Below are 15,110 nucleotides of genomic sequence, written 5' to 3'. Positions count from 1 at the left end.
AACTGGATGGAGGCTCCATTAGAAGAAAAAACATGCCTGTCGCTGGCTCGCGAAGCGCTGGACATCCTGGGGGGAAAATGGTCTTTTCTCGTTCTTGCGAAACTGTCTCTTGGCCCACGACGCTTTAATGCGTTGCGAAAGGCGTTAGATCCCATCAGCACGAAAGCGTTAACAGATACTTTGCGTCACTTAGAACACAGCCAGGTTATCCAGCGTCAGGCGTTTCCGACGGTACCTGTCACGGTCGAGTATTCCTTAACCGAAAAGGGGAAAGATTTTCAAGCCGTCCTCTTTGAGATGTACTCCTGGGCCCAGAAGTGGGGAAGCTCTCAGGATGAGAACCATCGAAGTAGTCGAGCTTCTCAAGAGGTCAACAAGGTTTCGCTACAGGAGGCGTCTCTCGAGTGAGACACTGGAAATCGCAAGAGGCACAGGAAAGAAAGTGATATGACTTTTCGCCGCTCTGAAGGAGTGGCATTTCTTTTGCATTCTGCCAGTTTCCCTCTTATTGTTCAGCTATGAAATCTCGTTGCGCATCCCATGGGGAACAAAGACACAAGAAGGAAAAGGGATGAAGCGAACATGGACATCGGAGGAGTTACTCGAACACTTTACGCTCCTGCCTGACGAGTTAACCGCAGTCGGCAATAAATCGGGGGCAACGCGCCTGGGGTTTGCCGTCTTATTCAAGTGCTTCCAATATGAGGGCCGTTTCTTGCGTTCCAGGCAAGAGGCGGCCCCCGAGGTAGTACGTTTTCTCGCCACCCAGGTTGGAGTTGATGCTGCCATCTTTGCTCAGTATGCCTGGGAAGGGCGCGCCATCGAAGTACATCGAGCACAGATTCGTGAGATAGCGAAGGTACATGAGTTCCATCGTGCCGATGAAGAAGCCCTGCTTGACTGGCTTTGCACGGAAATTTTCGATCATGAACACCATCCTGAGCGGCTCCGTGATCTGATTCGCGCCGAGTGCCGAACCCGTGCGATCGAAGCCCCAGATGACATCCCAGCGCTGATTGAAACTGGGTTGCTAGCATACGAAGCGCAGATTTATACGGTCATTATGGCACTCCTCGCGCCAGAGGTGCAGGATCGCCTGGATGCCCTTCTCGTGGCTCCTCCTGTTGCGGAGGGAGAAGAGGAGGAAGAATTACCATTGAGCTTGCTGCGCCTCGACCCTCGTCCGGTCGGCGTTGAGAGCGCGCTCTCGGAGATTGCCAAGTTGCGTGCGTTGCGTGCTATTGGCTTGCCCATCGATCTGTTTCAACGATATGCACCCAAGCTAGTTGAACACCTGCGACGACGCATTGCAGCCAAATCTCCTTCCCATATTCGTCAGCATCCCCCGGCTATTCGCATGACTCTGCTGGCTGCCCTGATCTTTCAGTGCACGCAGGAAGTCACCGATGCCTTAGTCACCTTATTGATACAGATCGTCCATCGAATCGGCAAACGAGCCGAACGCCGCGTTGAATCTGCGTAGATCAACGATCTCAAACGAGTTGCTGGAAAAACACGCATCCTGTATCGGATCGCTGATGCCGTGCTGGAACACCCCGATGAACCCGTCCGAGAGGTGGTTTTTCCCGTTGAGAACGAGCAGATCTTACGCGATCTGGTTGCCGAATACAAAGCGCAGGGGGGTGCCTACCGTCAGAAAGTGCAAGAGGTGATGCGTTCCTCCTATCGCAATCACTATCGCCAGATCCTCCCAGCCCTGTTGGATGCGCTCGACTTTCATTCCAACAACACAGCCTATCAACCAGTGATCGAGGCGCTTGCCGTGGTTCGTGAGTATGTGAGCAGCCGGGTCGCGTGGTATCCAGTCGAGATTAGCCCCCCTCTTGAGGGAGTCATTCCCTCCTCGTAGGAAAATATTGTCACCGAAAAAGATAGCACAGGTGAAGAACGGGTCAATCGCTTAACGTATGAACTGAGCGTGTTGCAAACCTTACGTGAGCGCGTCCGGAGCAAGGAGATTTGGGTATCCGGGGCCGCCCAGTTCCGTAATCCTGAAGACGACCTCCCGCGTGATTTTGACCAGCATCGGGCCACGTATTACACGGATCTCAACCTGCCGCTTTCGGCGGACGAGTTTGTTGCTTCGTTGAAGACCCAATTGGAGGTAGGGCTAGGATGACTGCAAAAATCGTAACTATTCAGATGGGTGGCGTAAAAGATTCGTTTTCTGCAATAGTCGCCGCATTTTTGACTATGCCGAGCTCAAAAATGCAAGAGGATGTATGATTTGCCTTTTCTACGCCACTGAAATTTTACCCATACCCTGGCAATTCTGGTCGATAATATGCTTCAAAATGGATTCGGCATAATTTGCTTCACAGAGGGATTTGAGTTGAGGGACAATCTCTCGCATCAGTTCCATCGGCCTGAGAAGAACAGTCATAGCCACAAAGCTTTTTTGACTTCACCGATTTTCTGATAGTAGCACTGGCACAAACTTTCCTGGAAAAACCGCTCTCTATCAAGCTTCTTCCATCAATATCTTGTAAATTGGAAGGAGAATTGGAGTGAGCTGGAGATCAGACCTCGGCTGGAAATGATTATGGTACGTTTACCGAGCGGTTCATGAAACAGTGACCCAAGCCTCGAGTCAATTTGCGTGTGGAGGCTTCCTCGTCTCTCCGTGCCCATATGGCTGGAGGCTACCGAATGAAGGGAATGTATCCTTACTTATAAAAGATTGACTCACGGCAGGCCCTTTCACACGTATGGTCAGCGTGGGGAAGGGCCTTTCCTTTCTCTGTTATGCGCTCTCTTTACTTTTTGCGTTCCAGCAGAACGACGGGGACCTGGCGTGTGATCGTCGCGGCAAGCGAAGCGAGAGCCGGTATCTTCTGTACCTGGATGCGCCCGAGGCGCTCCCCCTCCGCGCTGTCGACGACGATGGCTCTGGCTTCGAACTTCTCAGGGCCAAGCTCAACAATTACATAGGGGTGTGCGACCAGGTTGTGATACCAGGCGGGATTGGTTGGGGCGCCCCTATTCCCGGCGAACACGTAGATGCGACCGCCTTCGGACAAGTATACCAGTGGGCGGGTACGAGGTTCGCCACTTTTTGCTCCCGTCGTTGTCAGCAGCAGTAAGGGGGCATTAGCGAATTGACCACCAACGTTGCCCCCGCTGGCACGGAACTCTTCGATGATCTGGCGATCCCAGTCATTTAAGTCTTGTATCTCAGTCATGCGCATCCTCCTTGCGATAGCATTGTATACCTATCCTGGGCCTCCCTCATGAGAGGTGAATATACCAGTCTTTTGACTCGTGTTTTTAGCATCGGCCCGCTACAGGGTCAGACCCGCTCAGGGATAGGTTGGAGCGGGAAGCAGACCCCGGTGAGTTGCTCGGAAACAGCCCAGAGACGGCGCGCCACATCGGCGTCCTGCGCGGTGGCGGAACGTCCGATGAGCATAGGTGCGCCGCGCATGTGTGCGAAATGGCGGGGCCCGGCGAAGCTGCTGCCAGGGATGTCGGCGACAGCGGCGTATAGGGTAGGCAGCGCGCCCATATTGGCGTCCTGCGCCAGCAGCCGTATCATGATCGCTGACAGACCGGATGGGGGGCGACCAGCATGGTTGTAGATGTTCGTTGCGACGAAGCCGGGATGCGCCGCAGTTGCCAGCACTCCCGACCCTGCGGCGCTCAGCCGACGCTGCAGCTCCGCAGTGAACAGCAGGTTTGCTAGTTTCGATTGCGCATAGGCACCAGACGATCGGTAGGGCTTGTGCTCCCAGTTGAGGTCGTCGAAGTCGATGCGACCGAGCCGCTCGGCCTGCGAGGCAACGGTCACGACCCGTCCGGTGATGTGCTCAAGGAGCAGGTTCGTCAGGGCAAAGTGGCCAAGATGGTTGGTACCGAACTGCATCTCGAATCCATCGGCGGTGCGGGCCAGCTCCGGTCCCCCCACACCCGCGTTGTTGATCAGCAAGTCGATCCGACCATCCCAACCGGCGGCGAACGCCCGCACGGAATCCAGGCTGGCGAGGTCGAGTTCGCGGACCTCGGTCACGCCAGTTGTGGCAGTCGCAGCCGCCCTGCCCTTTTCGATATTGCGCACTGCGAACACGACGCGCGCGCCGGCCCCTGCCAGCGCATGTGCAGTAGCCAGCCCGATACCGCTGCTGGCGCCGGTCACGATCACCGTCTTGCCGGTCATATCAGGAATGTCAGCGACACTGAAAGTACTCATAAGAAATTCCTCCAAAAGATGTAGAGTAGGGCCAACCAGCCTGGGCATCACCTCTCGTTGTCGAAGAAGTGCCCTTCTTCGAGATCCTGGATCAGCGTGGGATGTACTGGCTGCCACCGAAGCCTCTCGCGGGTCAGCGCGCTCGACGTTACGTTGTCCACTGAGGAGAAGAGTCCGAGCCAGCTGAAGTGCTTGCCCGCATCCTCAGGAGAGATGGAGACCGCTGGGAGATCGAGATGCCGACCGATCACCTCGGCGATGGTGCGGGTCGGCACGCCCTCCTCCGCGACCCCGTGCAGCACTGATCCCACCGGGGCTTTCTCCAACGCTAGGCGGAACAGGCGCGCGGCATCGAGCTGGTGTACAGCAGGCCAGCGGTTAGAGCCGTTGCCGACGTAGCCAGAGACGCCCTTCTCACGGGCGATAGCGATCAGGACCTCCGCGAAGCCGCCTCTTCTTCTGTCGTGAACCGAGGGAGACAGTCGCACGACCGATGAGCGCACGCCGCGCTCAGCCAGCGCGAGCACTGCGTTCTCCGATGCGACCCTGGGCGCGACCGACCCCGCGTCGGCCACGTCCTTCTCTGTCCCGAGACGCCCCTGTGGGAGGAAGAATGCGAGCATCAATGTTCCCGAGGTGATCACGAACGGCTTGCCGGAGCCTTCGAGCACTGCTCCGATTGTCTGGACGGCGCGCAGATCCGTTCGCGCGGAGCCCTCGTAGTCCGAGAAGTCGTGGACAAACGCGAGGTGGATGACACCGTCGGACGAGGCCGCTCCGCTGCGCAGGCTGTCAAGGTCATCGAGGGAACCGCGATGCACCTCCGCACCTGCAGAGGCGATTTTTGCAGCGGCAGCATCGGAACGAGCCAGACCGAGGACCTGGTGCCCTGACTCGATCAACTCGCGGACGACGGCGGAGCCGATGAATCCTGACGCGCCAGTCACGAAAACTTTCATGAGAAATTCCTCCAGTAAATGTAGGGGATTCTATGGTGTAGCCCCCCTGTTCTCTCGTAGCGACAAGTTGATGCCTTTGCATCAACTTGTTACAATAGACAGTGTAGTCTGGACGGGACCACGGGGCAAGCATCAATAATGGTCTTTTGTTACGTATGCAACACGGAGAGGAAAATGTCGCACGAAGAACAGACAGACTTGCGTATCCAGCGCACCCATAAATTCTTGCAAGAAGCGATGATTGAATTGATTACCGAGAAGGGGTTCGATGCCATCACGGTGGGCGATATTGCCGAACGGGCCATGATCAACCGAGCCACGTTCTACCGCCATTATCAGGATAAATACGATCTGGTGGTCAAGATCTTTGAAGAAGCAGCCAATCACCTGGTGGAGGATATGAAACCCTTCCACAAAGACATTGATCCTGGTGAGAAGGAGGAGAATGTAGTAGGGATCTGGAGCCAGTTCTTTGAGCATGTCGCTGAACATGCCAGGCTGTACCGAGCGATGCTGGGGAAAAACGGCAGTCCGTGGTTTGCCGCCAGGATGCGTGAGCACACCATCAAGCTCATGCTTGAGAAGGAGAGACGGTGGAAACACCAGGTGGAACCCAGTCAACCGATTGATCCAGCCATGCCCCTTGAGCTGCCTGTCATGCAACTTTCACATGTTCTGATTGGTACTATCGTCTGGTGGTTGGAGAGCGAAAAGCGCTACACTCCCAGACAAGTGGCAACCTGGTTTTATCGCTTTGCGTTTTATGGCTATCTCTCTGCACGCGGGTATGAGGCGCCTACACCAGGGAAAGAATGAGGCTCATTCTTTTGTTGCAAGAACAGCCATTTCATCCTGTACTCACAAGAAGTTTGCGGCTCTCGCATGGGATCGGACCTGATCGAGCGCTTTGAACACGGAGGGCTCGATCGCGCGTGGTGCATGTACACCATTCCTGACTTCTATCTAAGACTGGGGAGCGGCTTCTCACATGGTGGATGGTTGTGCTATGCACTCTTCGCGTTGATGGCTCTCTTGTCACCTTCTTTCCCACCAATTTACAAGATATCGATGGAAGAAGCGAGATGAGGAGCGGTTTTTCCTGATAAGTTTGTGCCAGTGCTCACGATTGAGGGCAAATTCTCACGTTTGGGGGCCAAACCTGCTCACATTCCAGGTCATTTACCAGCTGGGGGATTACCAGCACTCACAAAACTGGAGCAAGGTCATGAAACTGAGGGAGACAGAGCAATGTTCACCTTTTCTCCAGCAGTTTCAGACGAGTTTACAAGATAGACAAGGAGATAAAGTGCATGAAAGATGCTGAGTTTATTGAGAACAACGTGAAAATGGTCGAGGAGTTTCGCGCCAATGGGGGGAAGATCGAAGGCGGAGCGCCACTGATCCTCATTACAACGAAGGGGGCGAAGACAGGGCAGGAGCGGGTTTATCCCCTGATGGCGCTCCCTTATGACGATTCGTACCTGGCGGTGGCCTCTAAGGGAGGTGCGCCAAAGCATCCTCAATGGTATCACAACCTCATGGCTCATCCTGATATCACAGTCGAGGTGGGCATCGAGAAGTTCCCTGCCCGGGCCAAGCTGCTAGGCGGCGAGGAGCGGGCGAAGGCTTTCGCGAAGGCAGCCCAGGTCTTTCCACCTACAGCGAGTTCCAGCAGAAGACGGCCCGCGAGATGCCCGTTTTCTTGCTCAACGCATGAAAGAAGATGCATGAGCGGGTGTATGAACTGGTTGTAGGTAGTAATTGCCTGGATGATCGAACGAAAATCCTGGGCTAGGGCCATTGTGTCGAAGATCGGCTCAAATTTGTTGCGCTGAATCTTCGATAGCATTTCGGATTGTCTTCTGAAGATGGCCCCTCCTTCTTGTCATCTGCATCAATGATACAAACGACGAAAGAGAAAAGAAGTAAAACGCGTGTGGGGGCTTCGTCGTCCTGTGGCTCTCATGAGGCACCTTGCTCTGTGCCTTGTTCACCAACAGGATACCGCTTCGGCTTTGGTTCCCCAACTCGTCTAGTTCGTTTCGGTTTGGCTGGCGTAACCACGGTTTCAGAAGAAGTCGGCGTGGATGGTACATTCCCATTCGATGCTTCCTGTGAGCTAGCCACCTCTTGGGCTAGCTCGGCAGTCTTCTTCCGCCGTGAGCGTGCAGGTTTTGGCGCGACTTCTGCTTCTGGGGTGGGGTCAGATGCCTGGATCGCAAGTGAGCGTTCCTGTTCAGGCACTGTTGCTTCCACCTTTTGCCGCAAAATGTCCGTTGGCAGGATGTGATCGTGCAGACAGTCTAGCGTCAGGCGCTCCTCTCCGTCATCGAGGGCAGCAGAGACCGCACGCACCAGTCAGTCCTTCAAGACGCCGATACAGCCAATACAACCCTCATAGAAATACACCCAATATGATCCAACCAGTGTTTCCACATCACAGCGCAATGGACGGGCAAACAGCGCCTGCCGATCTGCCCATTGAGTTTTGCCACGCTGCTTTCTGTTCAGGCAGATCGTTGGACTCCGCCGCTTTGCCGCGCAAGGGTCGCCGTTTGACTGGCTGCGCCTCACCATGAATATCCATATGCAGGCGCTGCTGATAGGTTGGCTCTCCCATGGGTTGTGTTGCACAAACTATGACGAAGGCGAGATGGATGTGAAGAGGTCCTCCTCGTTCAGTTAGGCGATCACTCCAAACAGTGTGGCGACCGGCGCGACCTGCTCTCCCACATCTCCTTTTGCCACTCCTTGTCCTTGCCCTTTCCTCAGGATGTTCATTATCTCGTCTCCTTGGAGGGTTCGCCAGGCCGTCTCGAAGGAGAAAAAGCCCATCCCTGGCTTCGTCAACCGTTGGATGAAGCGATGATCTTGTTCAATGAGGTTATGAAGATATTTGACTTGCCGCAATACACACTCTTCGGGGAAACAGCCTTCCGCTTTCAATTCCGCGAACGCTTTGGGAGAGGCAGCGTTTTTGTCTACGTTGATGACCCGTGGTCCCCTGGTATGGGAAGCGGCGAGCGTTTTCAGAAAGAACTGCTTGGCGGCTTGTGCCTCTCGCGTCGAGCTGAAGAAGAAATCGAGCGTCTTTCCGTGCGAATCAACCGCTCGATACAAATATACCCACTCTTTTTTGACCTTGATGTACGTTTCATCGACCCGCCAGGAGTGCGACGTGGTCGTCAAGTGCGCTCGACAACGCCGTTCGAGTTCGGGCGCATAGTGCTCAACCCAGCGATAGATCGTTGTATGGTCGACAGGCAATCCTCGCTCCAACAGTATTTCCTCAAGATCGCGATAGCTCAAAGCATAACGGAGGTAGCATCGTACGCACAAGCGAATGATATCGGCTTGGAAGTGGCGCCCTTTGAACGGGGGTTGCTCAGTCCGGGATTGCGCATGTGATTGTCGATGAGTACCAGGACAGGAATCCGCTGCAGGCCGCTATCTATCGTGCGCTTGCGGCAGATCCCCCACATCAGGTGTGCGTGGTCGGCGATGACGATCAGAGTCTATTCAGATTTCGTGGCGGGACTGTTGGCTGCATGGTCCGCTTTGCCGAGGAATGTCACGCTCAGTGGCCCGGCTGTGAGGTGAAGCGCGTCGTGCTGCGCGAAACGTATCGTTCGCATCCCGCCATTGTCCACTGGATCAACGAGTACATTACGATTCACCCCCAGATGGCGCTGCCCAATGCGAGAGTTCATGAGAAAGCGCGTCTGCTGCCCCAGCTCCCGAACGAGCCAACGACTCCCGTGATTTGGGCCATCCAAGGAAAGACGAAACAAGACGTCGCAACCAACTTTGTGGACGTGCTCTGCGCGCTCAAGGAGCACGATGTCATCGAGTCCTATGGCCAATGTGCGCTCCTGGGGCATAGCTTTAAAGCCAAATTCGTCGCCTCGCTGTACGTGAACGAGCTGATCGAGCAAGGGATCCCGCTTACCTCCTCCACCTCTGCAAAAGATCACCCAGTCTACCAGCAGATCCTGGGTACGCTGCTCCTCGCGCTGGATCGCTCGCAAAACCTTATGCCAGCAACTTATGCGGTCAACAACACGTCCCTGGCCCGTTATGTAGAGGCCTGTCGGCAAGCCGCACAAACGAACCCTCTGCTTGCGACGATGGCACGTCAGATCGCGACCTGGTTGACTACGGACCCGGGCGCTGGTCGACGCATGTCCCTGACGGCACTCGCCCAACTGATCCTCAATGCGGAACCGTGTATTGTCAGCATCCAGGAGGACCCAGTGGCGGAACTGGCTGCCCCGTAGCCTGATGCAGACCCTGGATGCCTATGATCGCGTTGTTGAGCATGGGAGAGGCTTTTTTTGGGAGGAGGCGCAGGGGAAGTGGCGTATCAAACCGGGGCGGATGACGCAGGTTTACCGCGCGCTGCTGGAAGGCGTCATGCAGGAGCATCTGGAACGCGGAGAAGAGTCGAAGGATCTCTCATCCCCAGAGGCCGTGTCAGTCCTGACGATTCACAAGGCGAAAGGTTTAGAGTTTCCGGTGGTGGCCGTGGTGGTAGACGAAGAAAACAGTGCTCATGCCACAGCAACGCATCGGCTCGAACACGATGTGTTCCCGTTTCGCCAGGATCTGCCCGAACAGGCAGACCTCCCGCCAGCGTTGCTTCTGGGAGGTGATGGCGGTGCGCGGGCGCTCCAAGATAGTGTACGTCATTATAAAACGGGGAAGCAGCCCCAACCGGGAAGCCCCGAACTTCGCTCCTACCAGCGGCAGATGAAATTGTATGCCTTTCTCTATCGCCGCTGTTTCAAGATCACACCGCAGGAGACAGTAGTGCAATAAGTGCGATAATAGTATATATGCGGGCTGGACGTTTGGAGAAACGCACCACCAGCGCATAGACGAGGACACCGATTCCTACATAGACAACGGTACTGATACTTAATTGTCCTATCTGTAATTGGTGGAAATGTCGGTGCAATAGGGAAACTCATAAATGCCAGTGCCCGCACCACGAGATTCACTACCACGGTTGCCGCAATCGTGAGAATTCCTACGATGAAGAATCGTAATGCTCCTCCCATCTTCTTTTCAGTGTTTCTCAGAGTACCTTGCATATTGCTTCTCCTTTAACTGTGCGTAATATTGTCGAGCCACCTTACCACGAGAACTCGATGTGCTTTGGAAATCTTTGATGGTCATATATGCGCAAGCAGACGTTCCTCACGGCGTTCAAGCTTCTCTTTACCACCGATCCCAGTGCAAAACATCTTCTAACGGTTTACGAGCAGCAGGTTTGAATGCGCTTCCCAGTGTATAGGCGACAGGGATAAGCGCAACTTGCCTCACTTGCTCATACGGGATCCCCAGTACCTCCGCCGCCTCCTGCTCAAAATCGAGATGGAGCGTGGTCAGGACCGTGCCCAGACCACGTGAGCGCGCTGCTAGCATAAAACTCCAGGTCGCTGGCCAGATCCCACCCCAGTAGCCAGCTAGCGCAGCTCCAGAGAGCTTTTCACCACGCCCCTCAAGGCAGGGAATGACATGGAGAGGAACCTCGTGGAGGTGTTCGTTCAGATGCCGCGCAGGAGCAAACATGCGCGTGAGGTCTGCAATCTCCTGCTCAGAGGTCGCCGCTGCGATCATGCGCTCGAATATCTCCTCCTGACCGCCAGGAGCGTGGATGCTTTTGCGATAGATTGCGGCTAAAGCTGCGCGTTGAGCTGGATCGCTGACGATCAGAAAATGCCAGTTCTGCATACTGCCTGGAGTCGGAGCCTGCACAGCGAGCGAGAAACATTCTCGGATCACCTCTGGCTCCACCGCTCGGGTGAGATCCAGGCGTTTGCGCACCGCGCGCGTCGTACTCAGTAGGACATCAGTGGAAAGATTAAATGTAGGCATACTCCTCTTCCTTCTCCTCTTTCAGCATTTGTTGCACTTTGCCGCCTCTTGGCTGCTGTGCAACTACGAGTAGTCTACCGTAGTAGAGAGGGTTTGTCATACCTCGAAAGGAGTAGCGAAAGGGGTATTCTTCTTGCGCTCTAGAGCAATTGAAGTTCGCGGGCACGCACTACTGCCTGCGTCCGATTCGTCACGCTCAGTTTGGCAAGGATATGTTTGACATGGAGTTTGACCGTGTGCAGGCTGATGACAAATTGCTCCGCAATGGACTGATTCGAGAACCCCTGAGCCAACAGCTGCAAGACTTCTTGTTCACGTCTACTCAGCGGATCGAGGAGTAGCTGACGTGGAACTGAGGATTCAGCGGTGTCTAACAGCGCCTTCTGAGGGAGAAGAACTGCCTCTTGGAGTGTCTGAATATAGCCCGAAGAGGCCGTTGTATAGGCTGCAATGTGAGCAAGTAAGTGCGCCATTGGTTGGCCCTCATCGGCAAAGAGACGTATATATCCCTCTGGTTCAGCCTGCGCGAGAAGAGGACCCAGCATCTTCAAGGCAAGTTTCGTCTTGCCCTGTGCTTGCAACATCAAGGCTGTCAACATCTGGGTCTCAATATTCCAACGCTGGTAGCTCAGACCTTCAATAGCGTGACCCAAATGGTCCAGAAGAAGCAACGCCTGTGAAAAAAATACTGGGTTGCGTTGCCTGCGTCCGCGTGCGAGCAGGATGCGTGCGAGCATCACGTAATCAACATAGGTGCTGCTCACAAGTGGGAGGCTGAAGCGATCATCAAAGCGCAATCCTCGTGCCTTCTCCCAATGCTCGGCCTGCTCAAACTGATCACATGCCAGCGCAAGACGCGCGGCTATAGACTGTGCAGGAAGAGCACAGAGGAGGTTCGCAGGCTCGAAATCCTGCAATTGTCGCAAGTCAGGTTCTGCCCTTTCAAGCAAATACCTGGCCCGCTCATCATCGCCCAAAACCCTGACAATGCGCACGAGAACCCAAAGGCAGAACAACGAAACGTGAGCAGTAGGCAAATGCAGGCGTTGTGCAAGCTCCAGCGCCTGTTGCGCAACGCTCTCAGCTTCCTTGAGCCGATTCCATTCATACAATAGAGAGGCTGAGCGTGCCTGTGCCTGGGCAAGGAAGAGGAGTGCCGCTTCACCAAGTTGGTCGAGTATGAGAAACATCTCCTGGTAGAGCCGATCCTGTTTGTGCAGCTGACCCCAGGGCTCATACAGATCGGCGAGACTCACTTGAGCACGTAGAGCAAGAAGGCGATTTGCGCTCGTTGCCTCTCTGTTCGTTGCTTCCAGAAGGACCTGCTCAGCGGCCTCCAGATCTCCATTGGCACGATAGGCCGTGCTGAGAACGATGCTCTGATGGACTGCTATCAGATGGCTTAATCTCCCTTCAGGTCTGGGTTGAGCGTGGAGCGCTTCCTGCACAAGAGCGATCGTCTGTGGAAGATCGCCCTGATACAGCGCCGCCCATGCCTGAAAGAGGCTGAGTTCAACTGGGGCGTCTGTTCGGGAGAGGTCTGTATTCTGAATCTTTCCCCTGCCTTGCTGTTCAAGTTGCTTGATCAGCTGTACAGCCCCTCCACCACCACACTGTGTCCAAAGCGAAGCGAACCAGAGCTGCGAAGAGGCAACAATCACTTCGGGCGAAAGTTGAGAAAGCCATCGGCGCATCTGGATATCTTGCTCCTGCACAATCAGCTCTGGCACCAGATCCGCAAGCAAGGTCGCCGCGCGAGGCAGATCGCCAGCCTGAAAGGCTGCGTCACATGCCTCCTCATACCAGCCCTGCTCTTCATACCAGAAGCTTGCCCGACGATACAACTCTGGCACCAGTTCTGGCTCCTGCTTCAAGAGATGAACGCGTAGGCTCTCGGCAAACAGAGGATGGTACTGATACCAGGCTCCTGCGTCATCTAACATCTGCAGCAAGAGATTGCTCCGGTACAGGCTTGCCAGTTGATCCTGGCCACCTGATACACCTGTGACCGCCTCACAGAGTGAGCCAGTCAGGCGCTTAAGGATACTGGTACAAAGCAAAAAATGGCGGATCTGGTCTGACTGGTGTTCCAGGATCTCTTCGCTGACGTACTCCAAGAAGAAACGATGGACCGAAGGCAGGGGCTGGAGCAGGGTAGTGGGGTTCCTCTGGCTACGGAGTGCCAGAGCCAGCAAGTGGACGCCAACTACCCATCCACGAGTTTGCTGTTCGAGATTATGCTGCGTCTCAAGAGAAAGGTTTAATCCCATCGTGCGGAGAAATGCCTGCATCTCGGCACGAGAAAAGCGCAATTGCTCGGCTCCCAATTCCCGGAGTTGGTCTCGCGCACGCAGATGTACCAAAGGTAGTGGCGGCTCACTTCGTGTTCCGATCAGAAGATGCAGCCGCTCAGGTGCGTGATCGATCAAAAAACGGAGCAGAGCATGGATCGGTTCGCTCGAGATAAGTTGGTAGTCATCCAGAATGAGCACCGTATCTCTCATAAGCATCCGGTCAAGATCGTTCACGAGATGAGTTAGCTCCTCCTCCCAGGAGTCCTGTTGCGGCATCTGCAACGGAACAGCATCGGGCTTGTTGACTGATGTATTGAGAGACGAGAGGGCAGCAAGAACATAGGAAAGAAAACGCTGTAGGTCATCATCCGCCGCCTCCAATGAGAGCCAGGCAACTGGGACAGTGGTTGTTCTCGCCCATGCAGCCAACAGTGTGGTTTTCCCTGATCCCGCAGGAGCAGAAACAAGGGTCAGCCGAGCTTCTACCACCTCATCAAGTGTGCCCTGGAGGTGTGAACGAGCGATGTGATGAACAGGTAGGCGGGGAATGTGAAATTTCGTGGCCAGCAAAGCGCTCTGTGCGTATTCTGACAGAGAATATGGTAAGGAAACTGGCTCTTGCTCTGTATGCGGTTGTAAACGCCACTCTTGTCTAAAGGATACTGCTCGCGTCTGGCTCTCTAAGCGCGTGCGTGATCTTGCGGAAGTTGATGAATTGTGACCGCGTGCCGAACTTTGGGAAGCGAACTGCCGAAGCGTATCACGCATGCGTTCAAGTGTGAGTTTCTTGGAAGCACCTAGATAAGAGCGGAAGAAATGACCGTCTCGATGACAATAGGCATACCAATACCATCCACCGCGTTGGTTACTTGCGCGAGCCTTGTGGGCGGTGAAGGTCCCCTCGTCGCCCCGGAAAGAGAAAGAATGTGCCTTTTCTAACCAGGCGTACCAGGCAGGAGAATCAACCGAGATACTCATCTCCTGGGTATCCAGTTGATAGAACAGGGTCGAACCAGTGACGACCCCTCCACTCTTCGTTGGTCGTTCCAACGCTCTTCTTCTCCTCGTGCGATGAATTAAGAGAAAGGGATGACAGTAAAGGCATCCTCCTTGTTGTTCCAGAACACTGCTGGTGATGAAAAACATTCCCACAGCTGTTCCAGAACGGAGTATAACATTGCTGAAAGCAATGCTCAAGAGGATGCATACCCAGAAAATACATAACATGGTTTTAAATCATCTTGCAAGAGCTTCCCATAAATGGCGAGAAGAAAATCTCACAATCGACCGGTTAAATGACATACACGGTTCGGTTTACTGGATGGCGGACCAGGCTGGAAGCGTGAGGAGGATATAGATTGATGAGCCATCTCAAAAATCGTGCCAAAATCAACGTCTCATATTTTGATGTGTGAAATGAGTAAGTGAGACAAAATGAAGAGGTTATTTGCACCCTATTGGTCATCGTCACTGCCGGGATTTGTAAACCATCCGGGGTCTTCCGCGAAGTTGATGAAATGGGGATAAGGAGCCATGAGAGGATTTTTGGCCGTTTTTGCAAACTTGTCTGTTTTTGCTGAAGCAGCTTCTCAAGCATATTCAAAGGCTCTCCATTTGTCAACAAACAAACGGTGTTTTCTCTGAATCATCAACTTAGCGGAAGACCCACCATCCGTGGCGAGGTTTCTACGACCCTGCGTGCACAAGTCCATGTCAAGCAGGGTCGTGAGCCAACTCCTAGCGCGGCGATCATCGACAGTCAATCGGTGA

At 54.4% G+C, this 15,110-nt stretch carries 15 protein-coding genes and 1 pseudogene; 8 read left to right on the top strand and 8 right to left on the bottom strand.

Features of this window, described 5'->3' with window-relative positions; all coding sequences use genetic code 11:
• Positions 1-6 precede the first annotated feature (6 nt).
• The 4 genes from JMJ16_RS48605 to JMJ16_RS48590 all read left to right on the top strand — a co-directional run bounded on the left by JMJ16_RS48605 (position 7) and on the right by JMJ16_RS48590 (position 2,140).
• Entirely contained in the window at positions 7-408 is a 402-nt protein-coding gene (locus tag JMJ16_RS48605) for a helix-turn-helix domain-containing protein (RefSeq protein ID WP_201393411.1), read from the top strand.
• A 163-nt stretch (positions 409-571) separates the two neighbouring features.
• A complete protein-coding gene (locus tag JMJ16_RS48600; RefSeq protein ID WP_201393409.1) occupies positions 572-1,483 on the top strand; it encodes a DUF4158 domain-containing protein in 912 nt (303 codons plus the stop codon).
• Between the two features lie 60 nt (positions 1,484-1,543).
• A complete protein-coding gene (locus tag JMJ16_RS48595; protein WP_201393407.1) occupies positions 1,544-1,870 on the top strand; it encodes a hypothetical protein in 327 nt (108 codons plus the stop codon).
• A gap of 69 nt (positions 1,871-1,939) precedes the next feature.
• A complete protein-coding gene (locus JMJ16_RS48590; protein ID WP_201393405.1) occupies positions 1,940-2,140 on the top strand; it encodes a hypothetical protein in 201 nt (66 codons plus the stop codon).
• Positions 2,141-2,777: 637 nt separating this feature from the next.
• Here the strand turns inward: JMJ16_RS48590 and JMJ16_RS48585 are convergent.
• The 3 genes from JMJ16_RS48585 to JMJ16_RS48575 form a co-directional block, all read right to left on the bottom strand.
• Entirely contained in the window at positions 2,778-3,203 is a 426-nt protein-coding gene (locus tag JMJ16_RS48585; protein ID WP_201393403.1) for a nitroreductase family deazaflavin-dependent oxidoreductase, read from the bottom strand.
• A gap of 107 nt (positions 3,204-3,310) precedes the next feature.
• A complete protein-coding gene (locus JMJ16_RS48580) occupies positions 3,311-4,207 on the bottom strand; it encodes an oxidoreductase (RefSeq protein WP_201393401.1) in 897 nt (298 codons plus the stop codon).
• Positions 4,208-4,254: 47 nt separating this feature from the next.
• A complete protein-coding gene (locus JMJ16_RS48575; RefSeq protein WP_201393399.1) occupies positions 4,255-5,166 on the bottom strand; it encodes an SDR family oxidoreductase in 912 nt (303 codons plus the stop codon).
• A gap of 174 nt (positions 5,167-5,340) precedes the next feature.
• On the opposite strand from JMJ16_RS48575, the gene JMJ16_RS48570 reads away from it, so the two are divergent.
• Together JMJ16_RS48570 and JMJ16_RS48565 are read left to right on the top strand one after the other, a co-directional pair.
• Positions 5,341-5,982: a TetR/AcrR family transcriptional regulator gene (locus JMJ16_RS48570; protein WP_201393397.1), complete on the top strand. Its 642-nt coding sequence runs from the start codon at positions 5,341-5,343 to the stop codon at positions 5,980-5,982.
• A gap of 494 nt (positions 5,983-6,476) precedes the next feature.
• The gene (locus JMJ16_RS48565; RefSeq protein WP_201393395.1) at positions 6,477-6,920 is read left to right on the top strand and encodes a nitroreductase family deazaflavin-dependent oxidoreductase; all 444 of its coding nucleotides are present in this window, start codon (positions 6,477-6,479) and stop codon (positions 6,918-6,920) included.
• A 208-nt stretch (positions 6,921-7,128) separates the two neighbouring features.
• Here the strand turns inward: JMJ16_RS48565 and JMJ16_RS48560 are convergent, their stop codons facing one another.
• The 3 genes and pseudogenes from JMJ16_RS48560 to JMJ16_RS48550 all read right to left on the bottom strand — a co-directional run.
• Entirely contained in the window at positions 7,129-7,521 is a 393-nt protein-coding gene (locus JMJ16_RS48560) for a hypothetical protein (protein WP_201393393.1), read from the bottom strand.
• Positions 7,522-7,603: 82 nt separating this feature from the next.
• Positions 7,604-7,786, bottom strand: a complete 183-nt coding sequence (locus tag JMJ16_RS48555; RefSeq protein WP_201393391.1) for a hypothetical protein — start codon at positions 7,784-7,786, stop codon at positions 7,604-7,606.
• Between the two features lie 62 nt (positions 7,787-7,848).
• A pseudogene (locus JMJ16_RS48550) lies at positions 7,849-8,541 on the bottom strand (IS6 family transposase); the annotation flags it as partial.
• A gap of 29 nt (positions 8,542-8,570) precedes the next feature.
• Here JMJ16_RS48550 and JMJ16_RS48545 point away from each other — a divergent pair.
• Positions 8,571-9,443 carry a UvrD-helicase domain-containing protein gene (locus JMJ16_RS48545; RefSeq protein WP_201393389.1) on the top strand — a complete coding sequence of 291 codons (873 nt, stop codon included), beginning with the start codon at positions 8,571-8,573 and terminating at the stop codon, positions 9,441-9,443.
• Entirely contained in the window at positions 9,397-9,984 is a 588-nt protein-coding gene (locus JMJ16_RS48540; RefSeq protein WP_201393387.1) for a 3'-5' exonuclease, read from the top strand. Before JMJ16_RS48545 ends, JMJ16_RS48540 begins: the two co-directional genes overlap by 47 nt.
• Positions 9,985-10,386: 402 nt before the next feature.
• Here JMJ16_RS48540 and JMJ16_RS48535 read toward each other — a convergent pair whose 3' ends face one another.
• Complete coding sequence (locus tag JMJ16_RS48535; protein WP_201393385.1) at positions 10,387-11,046, bottom strand: nitroreductase family protein; 660 nt, start codon at positions 11,044-11,046, stop codon at positions 10,387-10,389.
• Positions 11,047-11,186: 140 nt separating this feature from the next.
• Positions 11,187-14,390, bottom strand: a complete 3,204-nt coding sequence (locus tag JMJ16_RS48530) for a LuxR C-terminal-related transcriptional regulator (protein WP_201393383.1) — start codon at positions 14,388-14,390, stop codon at positions 11,187-11,189.
• Positions 14,391-15,110: the final 720 nt, after the last annotated feature.

The sequence above is a fragment of the Ktedonobacter sp. SOSP1-52 genome, assembly GCF_016587395.1.
This window is presented reverse-complemented; position numbering and strand designations above follow the sequence as displayed.

Bases quoted from the DNA above. Each gene is read 5' to 3' on its own strand.
- JMJ16_RS48605 (WP_201393411.1), top strand. From the start codon at position 7: ATGGAGGCTCCATTAGAAGAAAAAACATGCCTGTCGCTGGCTCGCGAA.
- JMJ16_RS48600 (WP_201393409.1), top strand. From the start codon at position 572: ATGAAGCGAACATGGACATCGGAGGAGTTACTCGAACACTTTACGCTC.
- JMJ16_RS48585 (WP_201393403.1), bottom strand. From the start codon at position 3,203: ATGACTGAGATACAAGACTTAAATGACTGGGATCGCCAGATCATCGAA.
- JMJ16_RS48580 (WP_201393401.1), bottom strand. From the start codon at position 4,207: ATGAGTACTTTCAGTGTCGCTGACATTCCTGATATGACCGGCAAGACG.
- JMJ16_RS48575 (WP_201393399.1), bottom strand. From the start codon at position 5,166: ATGAAAGTTTTCGTGACTGGCGCGTCAGGATTCATCGGCTCCGCCGTC.
- JMJ16_RS48570 (WP_201393397.1), top strand. From the start codon at position 5,341: ATGTCGCACGAAGAACAGACAGACTTGCGTATCCAGCGCACCCATAAA.
- JMJ16_RS48565 (WP_201393395.1), top strand. From the start codon at position 6,477: ATGAAAGATGCTGAGTTTATTGAGAACAACGTGAAAATGGTCGAGGAG.
- JMJ16_RS48555 (WP_201393391.1), bottom strand. From the start codon at position 7,786: ATGGGAGAGCCAACCTATCAGCAGCGCCTGCATATGGATATTCATGGT.
- JMJ16_RS48535 (WP_201393385.1), bottom strand. From the start codon at position 11,046: ATGCCTACATTTAATCTTTCCACTGATGTCCTACTGAGTACGACGCGC.